Annotated in this window: 17 protein-coding genes and 1 tRNA gene; 11 read left to right on the top strand and 7 right to left on the bottom strand. The window is 64.4% G+C overall.

Features of this window, described 5'->3' with window-relative positions:
* A complete protein-coding gene (locus tag ACX80X_RS03480) occupies positions 1 to 738 on the bottom strand; it encodes a M50 family metallopeptidase (RefSeq protein ID WP_256472760.1) in 738 nt (245 codons plus the stop codon).
* 116 nt (positions 739 to 854) lie between these two features.
* On the opposite strand from ACX80X_RS03480, the gene ACX80X_RS03485 reads away from it, so the two are divergent.
* Positions 855 to 1,319 carry a GatB/YqeY domain-containing protein gene (locus ACX80X_RS03485; protein WP_252598818.1) on the top strand — a complete coding sequence of 155 codons (465 nt, stop codon included), beginning with the start codon at positions 855 to 857 and terminating at the stop codon, positions 1,317 to 1,319.
* Positions 1,320 to 1,445: 126 nt separating this feature from the next.
* On the opposite strand, the gene ACX80X_RS03490 is transcribed toward ACX80X_RS03485, so the two are convergent.
* The 3 genes from ACX80X_RS03490 to ACX80X_RS03500 all read right to left on the bottom strand — a co-directional run bounded on the left by ACX80X_RS03490 (position 1,446) and on the right by ACX80X_RS03500 (position 2,723).
* Positions 1,446 to 1,748, bottom strand: a complete 303-nt coding sequence (locus tag ACX80X_RS03490; protein ID WP_056339942.1) for a DUF4193 domain-containing protein — start codon at positions 1,746 to 1,748, stop codon at positions 1,446 to 1,448.
* A 203-nt stretch (positions 1,749 to 1,951) separates the two neighbouring features.
* Positions 1,952 to 2,566 (bottom strand): hypothetical protein, encoded by a 615-nt coding sequence (locus tag ACX80X_RS03495; protein ID WP_252598819.1) that lies wholly within the window; start codon positions 2,564 to 2,566, stop codon positions 1,952 to 1,954.
* 74 nt (positions 2,567 to 2,640) lie between these two features.
* Positions 2,641 to 2,723 (bottom strand) — tRNA-Leu (locus ACX80X_RS03500).
* A 172-nt stretch (positions 2,724 to 2,895) separates the two neighbouring features.
* On the opposite strand from ACX80X_RS03500, the gene ACX80X_RS03505 reads away from it, so the two are divergent.
* Positions 2,896 to 4,200, top strand: a complete 1,305-nt coding sequence (locus ACX80X_RS03505) for a M20/M25/M40 family metallo-hydrolase (protein ID WP_252598820.1) — start codon at positions 2,896 to 2,898, stop codon at positions 4,198 to 4,200.
* Positions 4,201 to 4,212: 12 nt separating this feature from the next.
* Positions 4,213 to 5,373: an acyl-CoA dehydrogenase family protein gene (locus tag ACX80X_RS03510; RefSeq protein ID WP_252598821.1), complete on the top strand. Its 1,161-nt coding sequence runs from the start codon at positions 4,213 to 4,215 to the stop codon at positions 5,371 to 5,373.
* Positions 5,374 to 5,423: 50 nt separating this feature from the next.
* Here the strand turns inward: ACX80X_RS03510 and ACX80X_RS03515 are convergent, their stop codons facing one another.
* Entirely contained in the window at positions 5,424 to 5,657 is a 234-nt protein-coding gene (locus ACX80X_RS03515) for a DUF5703 family protein (protein WP_056339951.1), read from the bottom strand.
* Positions 5,658 to 5,696: 39 nt separating this feature from the next.
* On the opposite strand from ACX80X_RS03515, the gene ACX80X_RS03520 reads away from it, so the two are divergent.
* Complete coding sequence (locus ACX80X_RS03520; protein ID WP_056339953.1) at positions 5,697 to 5,963, top strand: hypothetical protein; 267 nt, start codon at positions 5,697 to 5,699, stop codon at positions 5,961 to 5,963.
* Positions 5,964 to 6,036: 73 nt separating this feature from the next.
* Here the strand turns inward: ACX80X_RS03520 and ACX80X_RS03525 are convergent, their stop codons facing one another.
* Positions 6,037 to 6,972 carry an aldo/keto reductase gene (locus ACX80X_RS03525; RefSeq protein WP_252598822.1) on the bottom strand — a complete coding sequence of 312 codons (936 nt, stop codon included), beginning with the start codon at positions 6,970 to 6,972 and terminating at the stop codon, positions 6,037 to 6,039.
* Between the two features lie 50 nt (positions 6,973 to 7,022).
* Between ACX80X_RS03525 and ACX80X_RS03530 the strand changes: the two genes are divergently transcribed.
* Together ACX80X_RS03530 and mshC are read left to right on the top strand one after the other, a co-directional pair.
* Positions 7,023 to 7,856 carry an undecaprenyl-diphosphate phosphatase gene (locus ACX80X_RS03530; protein WP_252565374.1) on the top strand — a complete coding sequence of 278 codons (834 nt, stop codon included), beginning with the start codon at positions 7,023 to 7,025 and terminating at the stop codon, positions 7,854 to 7,856.
* A 15-nt stretch (positions 7,857 to 7,871) separates the two neighbouring features.
* Positions 7,872 to 9,149, top strand: a complete 1,278-nt coding sequence (gene mshC / locus ACX80X_RS03535) for a cysteine--1-D-myo-inosityl 2-amino-2-deoxy-alpha-D-glucopyranoside ligase (protein WP_252598823.1) — start codon at positions 7,872 to 7,874, stop codon at positions 9,147 to 9,149.
* Here the strand turns inward: mshC and ACX80X_RS03540 are convergent.
* The gene (locus ACX80X_RS03540) at positions 9,146 to 10,051 is read right to left on the bottom strand and encodes a PAC2 family protein (RefSeq protein WP_056339966.1); all 906 of its coding nucleotides are present in this window, start codon (positions 10,049 to 10,051) and stop codon (positions 9,146 to 9,148) included. The two genes, mshC and ACX80X_RS03540, sit on opposite strands and share 4 nt — an antisense overlap.
* A 198-nt stretch (positions 10,052 to 10,249) precedes the next feature.
* Between ACX80X_RS03540 and ACX80X_RS03545 the strand changes: the two genes are divergently transcribed.
* From ACX80X_RS03545 to dop, 5 genes are all read left to right on the top strand, one after another.
* Positions 10,250 to 10,939: an HAD family hydrolase gene (locus tag ACX80X_RS03545; protein WP_252613784.1), complete on the top strand. Its 690-nt coding sequence runs from the start codon at positions 10,250 to 10,252 to the stop codon at positions 10,937 to 10,939.
* On the top strand, positions 10,936 to 12,102 hold the full coding sequence (locus tag ACX80X_RS03550) for a site-2 protease family protein (RefSeq protein WP_252598824.1): 1,167 nt from the start codon (positions 10,936 to 10,938) through the stop codon (positions 12,100 to 12,102). Before ACX80X_RS03545 ends, ACX80X_RS03550 begins: the two co-directional genes overlap by 4 nt.
* A 113-nt stretch (positions 12,103 to 12,215) precedes the next feature.
* Positions 12,216 to 13,277, top strand: a complete 1,062-nt coding sequence (locus ACX80X_RS03555; RefSeq protein ID WP_252598825.1) for a tRNA (adenine-N1)-methyltransferase — start codon at positions 12,216 to 12,218, stop codon at positions 13,275 to 13,277.
* An 83-nt stretch (positions 13,278 to 13,360) separates the two neighbouring features.
* Positions 13,361 to 15,112, top strand: coding sequence for a proteasome ATPase (arc, locus tag ACX80X_RS03560; protein ID WP_252598826.1), 1,752 nt, complete (start codon positions 13,361 to 13,363; stop codon positions 15,110 to 15,112).
* Positions 15,109 to 16,782, top strand: coding sequence for a depupylase/deamidase Dop (gene dop, locus ACX80X_RS03565; protein ID WP_374209897.1), 1,674 nt, complete (start codon positions 15,109 to 15,111; stop codon positions 16,780 to 16,782). Before arc ends, dop begins: the two co-directional genes overlap by 4 nt.
* Positions 16,783 to 16,830 lie beyond the last annotated feature (48 nt).

Below are 16,830 nucleotides of genomic sequence, written 5' to 3' on the forward strand. Positions count from 1 at the left end.
CTAGGCTCCGGCGGCCAGGATTGCCGAGATGGGCTGCCAGGCGACCAGCCAGGAGCCGGCAATAACGACGACAAAGAGCGCGATCCAGATGCCGGAGGGTATGGACGTTGCGCGGTACAGGATATACGCGTCGGAACTGGCCAGCCTGTCACGGCGCCGCAGGTGCACATTGGTGAGCTTCGCGAGATCCCGGACGGCGGCCACAAGCAGGGCCACGCCAAGCACGACTGCAACATGGCCGGTGAAGCTGCTGGGCACAACGAGGACCAACACCCCGCCGCCTGCGACGGCAAGGCCTGTGATCAGCAGCCCCGCGAAGTTCCTGATGAACACGAGCGAAACCAGGAGGATAAGGGTGCCTGTGGCCAAGGCGGCCGGACCCCAGCCGGCAAAACCGGAGGTGACCAGGGCAGCGCCGGTCAGGGCAGGTACAGGATAGCCCCAGAATCCGGACCAGACGGCGGCGGCCCTGCCCCGGCTGTAACTGGTGGTTATGCCGGAGTGGTCCAACCGGAGCCGGATCCCGCTCAGTCTTTGGCCGCTCATAACGGCGGCGAAAGCATGGCCGAGTTCGTGCGTGGCGGTGGCCAGGAGCCCAAAGTACTTCCAGGTGGCACGGGGGATGGACAATGCAGTTGCCAGCGCCAGCACCACAGCCAGTTCGGCCACCGTGACTTGGGGGATGGCGGCACGGCTGAAGGCTTCAACGATCCGTTGCCACAATTGCTCGGGAATCAAGGTCGTTTCCCGCCGCGCCGGGAGTAGTGATTGTCAGCCATATCCCTCTACGGTACTAGAGGGATGGTTCACCACTGTCCTGCCGCCCTGCGGCGCTCAAGGAATCGAGGAATGCCGTGACCACTTTGAAGGAACGCCTGCACGCTGATGTTGTGGTGCACATGAAGGAGCGGAACAAAACCGCCCTGACCACGGTGCGCAATGTCCTGGGCGAGATCGAAACACGGGAGAAGTCGGGAAAGACGCCCATTGTCCTGGACGACGCCCAGGTGACCTCGTTGTTGCAGAAGGAGGCTGCAAAGCGACGTGACACCGCAAGGATCTATATGGAAGCCGGAGAATCCGAGCGGGCCGCGGCCGAGATCGCCGAGGCCGAAATCATAGAAGCGTACTTGCCGCAGCCGCTGACAACAGCCGAAGTCGAGGCGATTGTTGACGAGACCATTGCCGGGCTGCGGAACGAAGGCGTAGAGCCCGGAATGCGTCAGCTGGGCGCCGTGATGAAGCCTGTCACGGCCAAAGTCGCCGGACGCTACGACGGCAAGGCTGTCAGCGAGATCGTCCGCAGCCGTCTCGCCTAAGCGGGTCAGCTCGAGCCTGTTACTCGAGCCTGTTAACCGGAAAGGCACGCCTACTAAACGTGGGCGTGCCTTAACTTCCTGCTGGCGGAACACGGCCGCCACGGAAGAATATCCGGGTTTCTTGAATCAGCCTTCGCAGTCAGTGCAGTAGCTGTGTCCGTCTTTCTGCCGCGCAATCTGGGAGCGGTGCCGGACCAGGAAGCAGGAGTAGCACGTGAACTCGTCCTCAGCCTGCGGGATAACCTGCACGACCAATTCCTCGGCAACGAATTCGCCTCCCGGAACGCCGGCGCCATCCAGCCCGTCGGCCTCATCGAGCTCGAGGACGACGCTGCGGGCGTCCGGAGCATTGGCGGACTGCAGTGCCTCGAGTGAGTTGTCCTGCGACTCCTTGACGTCGGAGCGAAGTTCATCGTAATCGGTTGCCACTTAGGTGTATCTCTTTTCTTTGGTTCGTCTGTCGCGTATGCAACCTACAGCATCCGGCGGGTATTCCCCAATAGCCTGGCAAGAAAATTTCTCTGCGGCGCCAATATTTCCGTGCGGACACCCGCTGGGATCGGCGTCGGGTGACATTGGGCACCACGGTGCCCGGGGCTAAAAGTCAGCGCACGGCGGCCGAGCCGCGAGATCTAGTCAAGGTCCTTAGCCAAGGCCGTGGTCTGAGGCGGGGTAATCCGCCCCAGTCGCTCGTCGAGCGTCACGCGCAGCCGGGCGGCCGCCACCTGAACCCGGTGCTCGGCAGGGGTGACCTTCCTGTCCGGCGCAGAGGCGGCATTCGGGCGTGCGTGCACGTCCTTGTGTTCAGGGGACCCTGCGCTGACGGTCCAGTCACTATCGTCCCCGCCAGGCACGTACTCCCACGCCGCGTCGAACAGTTCAAGCTCCTCGGCACGGGCCAGCTCACTGCCTGCGAGGACGTTTAAGGTCGCAAGCCCCAAGGCCTTGGTTCCTTCATCCTGATCCAGGGCCCGGTCCAGGGCCCACTGGGTGCGTCGCCACCATTCCGCCCGGCTGTCCGCCTCGGTCTTCTGCCGGAGCGCCTGCTCGTCGGCTTCGCGTTTCTGGTCCAGCGCTGTCTTATCGGCTGACGTGCGCTGGGCCAGGGTGCGCCAGTTGATGTAGAAGGCCAGCAGGGCCGCGATCAGGACAGCCAAGGGGCCAAGCCCGGCAAGGATTACCCACCAGTCGGCCGGCCCGGAGTGGACGACGACTTCAAGCGGGCCAGGCGGCGGGGTTGGATTCACGGCTCCAGCTTAGGCCGTCGACGGAAACAGAAAAAACCCCTGAAATCCGTGGATTTCAGGGGTTTTCCCATTTGTGCGCGGAGGGGGACTTGAACCCCCACCCCCTTTCGAGGACTAGCACCTCAAGCTAGCGCGTCTGCCATTCCGCCACCCGCGCAGGTGGTAATTCGGAGATCGTTTCCGCCTTTCAGCGTTTCGCTTTTCTCCGAAGCAGCGAGAAAAACTCTAACACGAACTTTCCGAAAACATGGAATCGGGGCTGATGGGTAGGCTGAGGGCACACGAGAACGCAGGTTGTTTGCAGCCTTCCCACTGCCCAAGGAGTTTCTATGTCTGACATCCGTGCCGAGGATGAAGTTGTCCGGATCTGCCAGGAACTTATCCGGATAGATACCTCGAACTACGGTGACGGTTCGGGGCCGGGGGAGCGGTTGGCCGCGGAATACACGGCCGGGCTGATTGAAGAAGTGGGCCTCGCAGCCGAGATCTTCGAGTCGGCGCCCGGCCGCGCAAGTGTTGTGACCCGGATGGCCGGTGAGGATCCGTCCGCCAGCGCGTTGGTGGTGCACGGGCACCTCGATGTAGTGCCCGCCCTGCGTGAACAGTGGTCGGTGGATCCCTTTGGTGCGGAGCTCAAAGACGGACTCATCTGGGGCCGCGGAGCCGTGGACATGAAAGACATGGACGCCATGATCCTTGCTGTGATGCGGGATTTGGCCAGATCCGGGCGCAAGCCCAAGCGCGACATTATTTTTGCCTTCTTCGCCGACGAGGAAGCCGGCGGTGAGTACGGGGCCCGCTACGCGGTCGACAAGCGGCCCGAGCTCTTCGAAGGCGCAACTGAAGCCATCTCGGAGGTAGGCGGCTTCTCGGCGACCATCGGCGGGCAGCGCACCTACCTCCTGCAGACGGCTGAGAAGGGCATCTCCTGGCTCCGGCTGGTGGCGCACGGCCGGGCTGGCCACGGCTCCCAGATCAATACGGACAACGCCGTCACCCGGCTGGCTGCGGCGGTAACCCGGATCGGCGAATACAAGTGGCCGATTGAGCTGACGCCCACTACGCGGCAGTTCCTGGACGGCGTGACCGAACTCACGGGTGTGGAGTTCGATCCGGACAATCCGGACCGCCTGCTCGACCAGCTCGGCACCGTGGCGCGCTTTGTGGGGGCGACCCTGCAGAACACCACCAATCCCACGCTGCTCAAGGGCGGCTACAAGCACAACGTCATCCCCGAATCGGCCGAGGCCCTGGTGGACTGCCGGACGCTCCCGGGCCAGCAGGACCACGTGCTGGAGGTCGTGCGGGAGCTTGCCGGTTCCGGTGTAGAGGTCAGCTACGTGCACAGCGACGTCTCGCTTGAAGTCCCGTTCGCCGGAAACCTGGTGGATTCCATGATCGACGCCCTGCACACCGAGGATCCGGGGGCGAAAGTGCTTCCCTATACGCTCTCCGGCGGCACGGACAACAAGTCATTGAGCCGGCTGGGTATCACCGGCTACGGCTTCGCTCCCCTCCAGCTGCCCGACGATCTCGATTTCACCGGGATGTTCCACGGCGTGGACGAGCGGGTTCCGGTGGATTCGCTGAAGTTCGGCGCCCGGGTGCTCAACACGCTCCTCACCAATTACTGAGCCGGCCCGGACATGACTCCCGAGGAAGTCCTGCCGGAGCCCTTGCTCCAGGCCATCCGCGGCCGTGCTGCGGGCTATGACCGGGACAACACCTTCTTCTTTGAAGACCTCGAGGAGCTGACCGCCGCCGGCTACCTCAGGCTGTTTGTGCCGGCGTCCGACGGCGGCCTGGGGCTTGGGCTGGCGGCGGCAGCACAGTGCCAGCGGCGGCTGGCAACGGCGGCCCCGGCCACCGCCTTGGCCATCAACATGCATTTGGTCTGGACCGGCGTCGCCCACGTCCTGGCCGCACGGGGGGACCATTCCCTTGGCTTCGTCCTGCAGGAGGCCGCCCACGGCGAGATCTTCGCCTTCGGCAATTCCGAAGCCGGCAATGATTCGGTACTTTTTGATTCAAAAACGGCAGCCGTTCCCCTGCCGGGCGGGGCGTACAGCTTCACGGGTACCAAGATCTTCACGAGTCTTTCGCCCGCCTGGACCCGACTGGGAATCTTCGGCAAGGACGGCCAGGCCAGGGAAGGCGAAGGGGAGCTCGTGCACGGGTTCATCAGCCGGGAGGCCGCGGGCTACGCCATCCTGGATGACTGGAACACCCTGGGCATGCGGGCCAGCCAGTCAAACACCACCGTCCTGGACGGCGCCGAGGTCCCGCCGGAGAGGATCTTCCGCAAACTTCCGGTGGGACCTAACGCCGATCCGCTGATTTTCGCCATCTTCGCGTGCTTCGAGACATTGCTGGCTGCCGTGTACACCGGCATTGGCGAACGTGCCCTGAACCTGGGTGTTGAGGCCGTCAAGCGCCGCACGTCCTTCAAGAATGCCGGCCGCAGCTATGCGCAGGATCCGGATATCCGCTGGAAGATCGCGGAGGCCGCAATGGCCATGGATAACCTCTACCCCCAGCTGCTGACCGTCAGCCGCGATGTGGATGCGCTCGTTGAGCACGGGCCGCAATGGTTTCCCAAACTTGTGGGGCTGAAGGTCAATGCAACTGAAACGGCCCGCCGGGTTGTGGACATGGCCATCAGGGTGAGTGGCGGCTCCAGCTACTTTCGTGGGTCGGAGCTTGAACGCCTGTACCGGGACGTGCTGGCGGGGATGTTCCATCCATCAGACGATGAGTCGGCGCACAACACGGTGGCGAACGCGTGGCTGGGTCCGTTGGAGGACTGAACAGGCCGCTGGCCCGTTAGTCCCTATACGGTCCGCTGGCCGGACAATTCCTACACGGTCCGCTGGACCTGCATCACCCGGCGGCGGAGCCAGAAGCGCCTGCCGCCGCCCAAATACAGCTTGCTGCGTTCCAGCTCCCACTTGCCGTACTCGGAATGCTCCACAAGCCGGCGCCTGGCATCAGGCAGCGAATCGTCAGGGCTGACCGTCAGAACGAGGTACTCGTACTGCCTCAGAATGTCCCGTTCGCGCTGGACCGAGCTGGTGAGAAAATGTTCCTTCATTGCTCTCCATTTTCGTCCTTTTCCGGCTAACGTGAAGGCATGAGCATCGATCCGCGTGTCGCGCTTCAGTCCTTGACAACCGCCTTGGAAGAACACCTTATAGCAGCATCCAACCGGCGTGGAGATGGCGATCCCGCGGTGGAAGCGGCTTTTTTTGCGGTCGCGGATGCTTTCGAGGTTTATGAAGACGCACTCTACGAGGCTTACAGCGAAGTTACACCCCTTCAGGTCTTCGATGATGAAGAAGATGAGGACGATGAAGCCGGCATCGATGACGACGAGGACCTGGAAATTCTCGAGGACTGAGAACTCCACGCCGCCATCGCGGGCAACGACCCAACGCTGCGGCCCTGAACGGCGTCTCCGCCGGCACGGAAACTCAGCCGGGCAGGGAAACGTCCTCGAGCGCGCGGGCAATTTCGGGCGGCAGCCTGGTTAGTTGGGCGGCCATGATTTCTTTCGCCTGCACGGGAGTCCGGGGCCCGATGATGGCAGTGGCCACGCCATGCTGGGACAATAGCCAGCTCAGCGAGACATCCAGCGGTGTCCGGCCCAGGCCCTTGGCCGCCATGGCCACGGCTTCCACTACGCTGGACGGCTGCGCCTCCAGATACGGCTCTACGTAGGGTGCGGAGTCTGTTCTTGCCGCCCGGGAATCGGCGGGAATGGCGCCGCGGTACTTGCCAGTCAGAACGCCACGTCCCAGCGGAGCCCAGGCCATCAGCCCCAGGCCGGCATCTTCGACGGCGGGAACCAGTTCCGCTTCCGCCTTTCGCTGCAGGAGTGAATATTCAGCCTGCGCGGCTACGAGCGGAAATCCGGCCACCGCCGCAGCCTTGGCGCTTTGCCACCCGTTGAAGTTGGAGATGCCCGCATAGCGGGCGCGGCCGCTCCGGAGCGCGAATTCAAGCGCGGACAGGGTCTCGTCCAGCGGGACATTGCCGTCCCATGCCTGGGCAAACCAGATATCCACGTAGTCAGTCCCCAGCCTGGCCAGACTTGCGTCCAGGCCGGTGAGCATCGCGTTGCGTGACGTGTCCACCGTGCGCCGGCCGTCCGACGTCGACATCCCCGCCTTGGTGGAAATGCAGACTTCGGTGCGGGAGACGACGTCACCCAGGAGAGAGCCGATCATCGCCTCGGCGCGGCCGTCGGCGTAAGACGCCGCGGTATCTATAAGTTTTCCGCCACCATCGATAAATGTCCGCAATATCTCCGAGGCGTCCTGTTCGTCGGTATCGCCGGACCAGGACATGGTGCCGAGGGAAAGGGCGGAGACTCGCAATCCACTGTTGCCGACGTAACGCTGCTGCATAGCTGCAAGCTTACGGGGAATCAACAGTGTCCATGACGTAGGGTCTTAGCGTGAACTGGTTTGAGGCGGCCCTGCTGGGCCTAGTGCAGGGACTGACCGAATTTCTACCGATTTCATCGAGCGCGCACCTGCGGATTGTGGGGCAGTTCCTGCCCAACGCATCCGATCCCGGAGCCGCGTTTACCGCCATCACGCAGCTTGGTACCGAAACGGCGGTGGTGATCTACTTCTGGCGCGACATCGTGCGGATCGTCAAGGCTTGGGCGGGATCGCTGACCGGAAAAGTCTCCCGGCAGGACCCGGATGCCCGCATGGGCTGGCTGGTGATCCTGGGCAGCCTCCCCATCATCGTGCTGGGTCTGCTGTTCCAGGACCAGATCGAGTCGGTGCTGAGGAGCCTGTGGCTCGTAGCCACCATGCTGATTGTCTTCGGGCTCTTTCTGGCCGTGGCCGACGCGATCGGAAAGCAGGACCGGGACCTCACCCAGCTCACCTACAAACACGGCATTTTGTACGGCTTCGCCCAGGCCCTGGCTCTTATTCCCGGCGTGTCGCGATCCGGCGGCACCATCACCGCAGGTCTCCTGATGGGCTACACGCGCGAAGCCGCCGCGCGGTATTCGTTCCTCCTGGCTATCCCGGCGGTGTTCGGCAGCGGCCTTTACCAGCTGTATAAGGTGGTCTCCAAGGAAGGCATCACCGGCCCCTACGGCCTTCCGGAGACGGCGCTGGCCACCGTCATCGCCCTGGTGGTGGGCTACGTGATCATCGGTTGGTTCCTCAAGTTCATTTCCACCCGAAGCTACCGGCTCTTCGTCTGGTACCGGATCTTCCTGGGCCTGGCCCTGTATCTCTTGCTCGGTTTCAATGTCATCAGCGCCTAGCCGTAGGCTTAGGCTGTGAAATCCTGGACCTCCCGCCCTGTCCCTGCGCTGCCCGGCGCCATGCCTGCCATCCGGCTGTTCGATACCGCTAAGGGGAGTGAGGTCACGCTCCGGGCCGGGGGAGAGCAATCCATGTACGTCTGCGGGATCACTCCCTACGACGCAACCCACATGGGCCATGCGGCCAGCTACGTGGCCTTCGACCTGCTGAACAGGGCCTGGCGTGACGCCGGCCAGCAGGTTTCCTACGTCCAGAACGTCACCGACGTCGACGACCCCCTGCTGGAGCGCGCGACTGCCACCGGTGTGGACTGGCGGGACCTGGCCGCGAGCCAGATTGAACTCTTCCAGACCGATATGGAGGCCCTGAACGTCCTCTCGCCGGACCACTACGTGGGTGCCGTTGAATCAGTTGACATCATTGTTCCGGCCATCGAACGGCTGGTCCGGCTGGGGCTGGCCTACCGCGTCCCTGGTACGGCAGGGGAGCCCGACGGCGACGTCTACTACGACGTCGAAGCTGCCGGCAAGCAGTCGGTCGCCCCGGATGCCTGGACCCTGGGCTCGATCTCCCGCCTTGGTGAAGCCGAAATGCTGGAACTGTTCGCCGAACGCGGCGGCGACCCGGGCCGGGCCGGCAAGCGGCAGGCCCTGGACCCCCTGCTCTGGCGGGTTGCCCGTGACGGCGAGCCCAGCTGGCCGGGCGGTGAGTTGGGCCAGGGCAGGCCTGGCTGGCACATCGAATGCACGGTCATCGCCCAGCGGTACCTGCCGGCTCCCTTCACTGTCCAGGGCGGCGGCTCTGACCTCATCTTCCCGCACCACGAGATGGGCGCCGGTCACGCCTATTCCCTCGCCGAAGTGCCGCTGGCCCACCACTATGCCCACGCCGGCATGGTGGGCCTGGACGGCGAAAAGATGAGCAAGTCCAAGGGCAACCTGGTCCTGGTGTCCAAACTTCGGGCCGAGGGAGAAGATCCGGCTGCCATCCGCCTGGCCATCCTGGCCCACCATTACCGTTCAGACTGGTCCTGGACCGCTGAAGGGTTTGAAGCCGCGAAGGACCGCCTGGCTGCGTGGCGCAGCGCCGTCGCCACCTCGCCGGAAGGATCGGCCCCCGGCCTGATCGCAGAAATGAGGTCCGCCCTTGCATCTGACCTGAACGCACCGGCCGCCCTGGAAGCTGTTGACCGCTGGGCTGCCTCGGCGGACTCCGCCGCGGCAGCGGGCAGCCAGCATGATCAGGCCCTGGTCAGGGACGCCCTGGACGCCTTGCTCGGCGTCGTACTTTAGGGCTTGTCCCGGCCCCGACGCTTGAGATAGCGCTCAAACTCCCGCGCGATGGATTCGCCGCTCGCCTCCGGAAGATCGGCCGTATCTTTTGCCTCTTCCAGCTGGCGGACGTACGCGGCGATCTCAGGATCCTCGGTAGCCAACTCATCGACGCCGCGCTCCCACGCAGCTGCCTCTTCCGCCAGTTCGTGCGTGTCCAGCGGGACCTGGATCAATTCCTCGACCCGGTGCAGGAGAGCCAGCTGTGCCTTGGGTGACGGGGCCTGGGCCACGTAATGCGGGACGGCTGCCCAAAGGGAAACAGTCGGAAGGCCCGCCAGGAGGGACACTTCGGACAGTACTCCGACGATGCCGACGGGACCTTCATACTGGGATGCTTCAAGGTTGAGGCGTTCCCGCAACACAGCGTCGTCAGAGGACGTGCTGACCGGAATCGGCCTGCTGTGCGGAACGTCTGCCAGAAGGGCCCCCACCAGGACCACGTAGTCCACCTTCAGCGCTTCGGCGTGGACCAGCAGTTCCGCCGTATAGGCCCGCCACTTGTAGGACGGCTCAATGCCCTGGACGAAAATGACGTCCACGTTCGAATCCGGCGCACTGGCCTTGTAGATCCGTGTGGAGGGCCACTTGATCTTGCGTTCCCCCGAGGCGTTCCTTCGGACCGTGGGACGCGTGAACTGGAAATCGTAGTATTCGTCGGCGTCAATGGACGCGACCTTCTTGCCGCCCCAAACCCTGTTCAGGTAGCGCAAGGAATCACTGGCGGCTTCGCCGGCATCGTTCCAGCCTTCAAATGCGGCCAGCATCACAGTAATGCGCTCCCCGTCCGCCACTGGCAGCAGGAACTGCTCCGGTTCAGGTGCGGCACCCGGTTCCGCGGTGTCTCCGTCGAAGCTATTCATCTCATCACCCTACGTCCAAGAACCGGCGCGACGCATTGAATGAAGAGCCAAAAAGTGCGCCGGGGCGCGTGCGCGCCCAAAGGCAAAGCTGATATTCGCCGAGGGCGTATCCACCGGCTGGCGTTCAGGTGCGCCCCGTAGACTGGGAACATGCGATCCCTACCCTCCGTTTCCCCGCTCAGAGCCGTTCTTTGGGATATGGACGGCACCATTGTGGACACTGAACGCTACTGGATTGCCGCGGAGCACGCCCTTGTGGAAGCGCATGGCGGCACATGGTCACATGGGCAGGCCATGCAGCTCGTGGGTCAGTCGCTGACGTATTCGGCCGGAATCCTGCAGGCAGCCGGTGTCCGGCTGGAGCGCCGGGAGATCATCGACACCCTGACCTCTGAGGTCATCAGGAGCGTCCGGCACTCTGTTCCTTGGCGTCCCGGTGCGCGGGAACTGCTGGATGACCTGCACGTCGCCGGTGTGCGGTGCGCGCTGGTGACCATGTCGGAGGAGCCGTTGGCCCGCGAAATTGTCGCGAGCCTGCCCAAGCGTTACTTCGAATTCCTGGTCACGGGGGACACCGTCACCCAGGGCAAGCCGCACCCGGAAGCATACCTGAAGGCAGTGGAGCTGCTTCAGGAAGCGGACCCGGACCTGACCGTGGATCACTGCGTCGCCCTTGAGGACTCCGCACCGGGAGTGGCTGCTGCTGTGGCCTCGGGCGTCGCCACCGTCGCCATTCCGCACATTGTCCCGATCCCCCACGATCCCGGGCACACCACCTGGGAATCCCTGGCCGGCCGCACCGTTTCCGAGCTGGAGGCCATCGCCGCGGGCAGCCTGGCCGCCGCGGTGGCTGGATCTGCAATGCCTGTGACGGGGAGCCCGTCATGAGTTCCGCGCCCGCCCCCGCCCGCCGCGAAGGAATACCGCTCGGCAGGATCGCCGGAATCCCGGTCATTCTGGCCTACTCGTGGTTTGTGATCGCCGCCTTTACCGTCATTGTCTACGGACCCCTGCTGTTGGAGCAGAATCCGGTGTTGGGCATTTCCGCCTACTACATGGCGTTCGCGTACGCCCTGCTGCTCCTGATCTCAGTCCTGGTCCACGAACTGGCGCACGCCCTCACGGCCAAGATCTACGGCTGGCCCACGCAGAAGATCGTGCTGAATCTCTGGGGCGGCCACACCCAGTTTGAGAATTTCACGGCGACGCCGGCGCGCTCGGTCATCGTGGCGCTGGCCGGGCCGGCTGCCAACCTGGTCCTCGCCGGCGGCGCCTGGGTGGTCCTCTCCACCACCAGCATGGGCACCGTGGCCGAAATACTCACAAACATCTTTATGTGGGCCAACTTCGTCATCGGCATCTTCAATGTCCTGCCCGGACTCCCGCTGGACGGGGGCAGGATCGTTGAGTCGGCCGTCTGGAAAGCAACCGGGAGCCAGGCCAAAGGCACCGTCGCCGCCGGCTGGGCCGGCCGCGTCATCGTGGTAGCGCTGGGCTTCTGGTTCATTGCCCGGCCGCTGCTGGCCGGTGAGACACCAGATATCAGCCTCCTGATGATCACCGTCCTCGTTGGCGGCTTCCTCTGGATGGGTGCCAGCGCCGCAATCCAGCAGGGCACCCTGCGCGGAAGGATGCATCTGGTCAGCGCCGCTGCCCTGGCGGCTCCCGCCGTCGGAATTCCAGCCACCGCGGTGGTGGCGGACATCCGCAGGCTGTCACCGGACGGTTCACGCGCCGTTGTGGTCTGCGGGCCGGATGGACGCCCGCAGGGTGTTGTGGATCCCGGTGCCCTCGCCGCGGTTCCTGACTACGCCGCCGACTCCACGCCTGCCACGGCAGTGTCCTATGCCCTCGCGGCGGGAGCCTACGTACCTGAGTCGTCCCAGGGGCAGGAACTGATCCAGTACCTTTCCCAGCTGGACGGTCACGAATATGCCGTGGTGGACCATCACGGAACGGTCACCGGACTTCTGGCGCAGAACGTGGTGGTGGCCGCCATCACCGGCAAGGCTGACCCGTCAAATAGGCATCCTCAGGGTCAAAGCCGGTAGAGTTACGTGCCGGCCGTGCATTGCCGCCGCGTGGCCGCCCGGAGGCCTGCGCCGCACCCGGCGGACCTATTTCGATGCGTGGCCCCACAGTTTTACAGGAGCGAGGAAAATCCATGAGCAGCGAAACTGCCGCCGAAGCCGCAGCACCAACCACCACCGGTGTTGCCGCCAATGGCACCCAGCCGGTGGGAGCTGCCCGCCGCCGCGGGCCTTTCCGTGAAGGCGAACGGGTCCAGCTGACCGACGAGCGCGGCCGCATGAACACGATCTCTCTCGAAAGCGGCGGCGCCTTCCACACGCACCGCGGCTTCCTGAACCACGACGAGATCATCGGAAAAGCAGATGGGTCAGTCGTCGTGAACAACGTCGGCCAGCAGTACCAGACGCTGCGCCCCCTCCTTTCGGACTTTGTCCTTTCCATGCCGCGTGGCGCCGCAGTGGTCTACCCGAAGGACGCCGGCCAGATCGTCACCATGGCCGATATCTTCCCCGGCGCCAGGGTTGTTGAAGCCGGCGTTGGCTCCGGAGCGCTGTCCATCTCGCTGCTCCGGGCCGTTGGCGACAACGGCTACCTCCACTCCTTCGAGCGCCGTGAGGAATTTGCGGACATTGCCCGCGGGAATGTGGAAACCATCTTTGGCGGCCCGCACCCGGCGTGGGGGATCTCCCTTGGCGACTTCCAGGAGGAAGTAGTCCGCAGCGAGGCGCCCGGCTCCGTGGACCGTGTAGTGCTGGACATGCTGGCACCCTGGGAATGCCTCGACGCCGTTGCCACGGTCCTCGCACCCGGCGGCGTCTGGATCAACTACGTGGCCACGGTCACCCAGCTGTCCCGGACCGCGGAAGCCATCAGGGCTGACGGCCGCTTCACCGAACCCGACGCCTGGGAGTCCATGGTCCGCGGCTGGCACCTTGAGGGCCTTGCCGTCCGCCCGGACCACCGCATGGTTGCCCACACCGGCTTCCTTCTGGTCACCCGCCGCCTTGCCGACGGGGTCACCGGCATCTCCGTCAAGCGCCGTCCGTCGAAGACCGGCTTCAACGAAGAAGACGTCAACGCCTGGACACCCGGTGCCGTCGGCGAACGACTGGTTTCCGACAAGAAGCTCCGCCGCGCCGCGCGCGATGCCATTGCCGGCACCAACGTCAAGGACGAACCGGAGATCACGAACTAGTCCACATTTCGGGAGTCTCCAGCAGTACCTGCCAACTTGGGGCTAAGGTCTTAAGAAGAAGAGCAGGAAGGGGCTAATGCACCATGGAGACGCCGAATCAGGACTCCGGACGTACACCGGCGGAGCAGTCGGCCGCCAACGAACTGTCGGCTGCGGACCGGCAGGCGAATGTCCTCCGCGACAAACTCAGGCACATTGACCGCCAGCTGGCGGCCGCGACGCAGAACAACGCGAAGCTTGTCAGCATGCTGGAAGCGGCCAAGGCCGAGATTCTGCGGCTGAAAAATGCCTTGGACCAGGAGGGCCAGCCACCGTACAGCTTCGGCACCGTCCTGCAGCTCAATCCCAGGCGGCTGCCGTCAGCGGGCAATAGCGGCCAGGCTGCCACCGAGGAATCGGTGGACATTTTCAACGCCGGCCGGAAGATGCGGGTGGGCATCAGCCCCCTCGTCAACATCAACCAGCTGGCGGTCGGCCAGGAGGTCCTCCTCAACGAGGCACTGCTTATTGTTGCCGGCCTCGGCTACGAACGCGCCGGCGAACTCGCAACCCTGAAGGAAATGCTCGGAACGGACCGCGCGCTGGTGGTGGGGCGGGCGGACGAGGAGCGTGTCATCAGGCTCTCCGGAGCCCTGCTCACCGAAAAGCTCAGGGTGGGGGACGCACTGTCCATCGACTCGCGCACCGGTTACGCCCTCGAAAAAGTGCCCCGCTCCGAAGTAGAGAACCTGGTCCTCGAAGAAGTCCCCGACATCACGTACGAGGACATCGGCGGCCTCGGTCCGCAGATCGAGCAGATCCGGGACGCAGTGGAACTGCCGTTCCTGCACCCGGACCTTTACCGCGAGCATGGGCTGAAAGCCCCGAAGGGCATTCTGCTGTACGGTCCGCCAGGGTGCGGCAAGACCCTGATTGCCAAGGCTGTTGCCAACTCCCTCGCCGCCCGGGCAGCGGAGCGGTCCGGCAATGTGGACCTGAAGAGCTATTTCCTCAACATCAAGGGTCCGGAGCTTCTGGACAAGTACGTGGGCGAGACAGAGCGCCACATCCGCCTGATTTTCTCCCGGGCCCGGGAGAAGGCTTCGGACGGCAGCCCCGTGGTAGTTTTCTTTGATGAAATGGATTCCCTGTTCCGTACGCGCGGAACCGGGATCTCCTCAGACGTCGAGACCACCATCGTCCCGCAGCTGCTGAGTGAGATCGACGGCGTGGAGCGGCTGGACAACGTCATTGTGATCGGTGCATCCAACCGCGAGGACATGATCGACCCCGCCATCCTCCGCCCCGGCCGCCTGGACGTGAAAGTCAAGATCCAGCGCCCCGATGCAGAGGCCGCGGCGGATATTTTCAACAAATACATCACCACGGACCTGCCGTTCCACGAGTCCGACCTCGCCGAACACAGCGGTGACGTCCAGGCGACGGTGGACGCCATGGTCCAGCGCACGGTTGAAGCCATGTACTCCACGGAGAAGTCCAACGAGTACCTGGAAGTCACCTACGCCAACGGCGATACGGAAATGCTGTACTTCAAGGACTTCAATTCAGGCGCCGTAGTCCAGAATGTTGTGGACCGGGCCAAGAAGTACGCCATCAAGGATCTCCTGACGCTGCACCAGAAGGGTCTCCGGATCGAGCACCTGCTGCGTGCCGTGGTGGATGAATTCCGCGAGCACGAGGACATGCCCAACACCACCAACCCGGACGACTGGGCGAGGATCTCAGGTAAGAAGGGCGAACGGATCACCTACATCCGCACCATCGTGCAGGGTAAGGCAGGCCAGGAGCCCGGCAAGTCCATCGAAACGATGCCGAACACGGGACAGTACCTGTGACGGCAGCCCCGGAACGCGCCGGCGGGGTTGGGCTCCCGGCCGGCGGGGCCATGCGTGTCATGGGGGCGGAAACGGAATACGGCATCCACGCCCCGTCCGCGCCCGGAGCAAACGCCACCATGATGTCCGCCCGCGTTGTCCAGGCTTATGCCCAGGTGACGCGGCAAAGGGCGGCTGGAGGGGCAGAGACCCGGTGGGATTACACGGACGAGGAGCCCCTCCACGACGCCCGTGGCTGGACCCTGGAAAGGGCGTCGGCCCACCCCAGCCAGCTGACAGACCAGCCGCCGGTACTCGACGCCGAAGCGGTGGCGCTTGCCTACGGCCGCGAGGAATTGGAACTGGACGGTGAGGACGAGTCCGGCAGCCTCCTGATGAACATGGTCCTGGGCAACGGAGCCCGCTTGTACGTGGATCATGCCCACCCGGAGTACTCCAGTGCGGAGGTGACCAACCCCCGCGATGCGGTGATCTGGGATGCCGCCGGGGACCTCGTCGCGCTGGCGGCAGTCCGCCGCCTGGCCGCGGATCCCGAGCTGCCCCCGGTCAACCTGTACAAGAACAATACGGACAACAAGTCTGTCTCCTACGGCTCCCACGAGAACTACCTCATGCCACGCTCGGTACCCTTCGGGGACATCGTGCGGGGGCTGACGCCGTTCTTCGTCACGCGGCAGATCATCTGCGGCGCCGGGCGGGTGGGCCTGGGGCAGGACAGCTCCACACCCGGGTACCAGATCAGCCAGCGCGCAGACTTCTTCGAGGCGGAGGTGGGCCTGGAAACCACCATCCGGCGTCCCATCATCAACACCCGGGATGAGCCACACGCCACCGCCGATAAATACCGGCGCCTGCATGTGATCATCGGTGACGCCAACCTGAGCCAATCCTCCAACTACCTCAAGTTCGGCACCACTGCCATGGTCCTGAGCCTGATCGAGGCCGGGCTGGCGCCCAAGGTGGAGGTGCACGAACCCGTCGCAGCCCTCCAGACAGTCAGCCACGACACGTCGCTGACAGCCAAACTCAGGCTGCTGGACGGGCGCCGCGTGACGGCCCTGGACCTGCAATGGATTTACCACGAGGCGGCGGCCAAGCTGGCGCAAGACACCGGCGTTGCCGATGCCGTGGACGGGGACGGCCATACGCATCAGGTGCTGGAGCGCTGGGCTGCCACGCTGACCCAGCTCGATTCCGACAGGAACGCGGCGGCCACGTCCGTGGAGTGGCTGGCCAAGCTCTCCCTCCTCGAGGGTTACCGGAACCGCGACAACCTTGCCTGGGGTGACGCGAGGCTCGGCCTCGTGGACCTCCAGTGGGCAGACATCAGGCCGGAGAAGGGACTGTACTACCGGTTCCTGGCACGGAACCGCATGCAGCGGATCGTCGACGACGGAGCCATCGCCGCAGCGATGACCGAACCGCCGTCGGACACTCGTGCCTTCTTCCGCGGACGTTGCATCAGCAGCTTCGGCAAAGACGTGGTGGGGGCCAGCTGGGACTCGGTCATCTTCGACGTTCCGGGCTACGGCCGGCTTCAGCGCGTGCCAACCCGGGAACCCCTGCGCGGCACCAAGGCCCTCACGGGAGGGCTCTTTGCCCGCCACCGGGCGGCCGGTCCGTTCCTCGCCGAACTTTTGGGGCATAACACCGCTCCGCCTGCGGCGTAAACCGCGCCGTCGGGCGGACAGCGTGGCAATATGGGCGTATCAGCAGAT

The sequence above is a fragment of the Pseudarthrobacter sp. MDT3-1 genome (assembly GCF_054510755.1).

Coding starts and splice junctions, on each gene's coding strand:
- ACX80X_RS03555 (WP_252598825.1), top strand. CDS start 12,216: ATGAGCAGCGAAACTGCCGCCGAAGCCGCAGCACCAACCACCACCGGT.
- ACX80X_RS03545 (WP_252613784.1), top strand. CDS start 10,250: ATGGACGGCACCATTGTGGACACTGAACGCTACTGGATTGCCGCGGAG.
- ACX80X_RS03540 (WP_056339966.1), bottom strand. CDS start 10,051: ATGAATAGCTTCGACGGAGACACCGCGGAACCGGGTGCCGCACCTGAA.
- ACX80X_RS03550 (WP_252598824.1), top strand. CDS start 10,936: ATGAGTTCCGCGCCCGCCCCCGCCCGCCGCGAAGGAATACCGCTCGGC.
- ACX80X_RS03510 (WP_252598821.1), top strand. CDS start 4,213: ATGACTCCCGAGGAAGTCCTGCCGGAGCCCTTGCTCCAGGCCATCCGC.
- ACX80X_RS03505 (WP_252598820.1), top strand. CDS start 2,896: ATGTCTGACATCCGTGCCGAGGATGAAGTTGTCCGGATCTGCCAGGAA.
- arc (WP_252598826.1), top strand. CDS start 13,361: ATGGAGACGCCGAATCAGGACTCCGGACGTACACCGGCGGAGCAGTCG.
- ACX80X_RS03525 (WP_252598822.1), bottom strand. CDS start 6,972: ATGCAGCAGCGTTACGTCGGCAACAGTGGATTGCGAGTCTCCGCCCTT.
- ACX80X_RS03520 (WP_056339953.1), top strand. CDS start 5,697: ATGAGCATCGATCCGCGTGTCGCGCTTCAGTCCTTGACAACCGCCTTG.
- ACX80X_RS03515 (WP_056339951.1), bottom strand. CDS start 5,657: ATGAAGGAACATTTTCTCACCAGCTCGGTCCAGCGCGAACGGGACATT.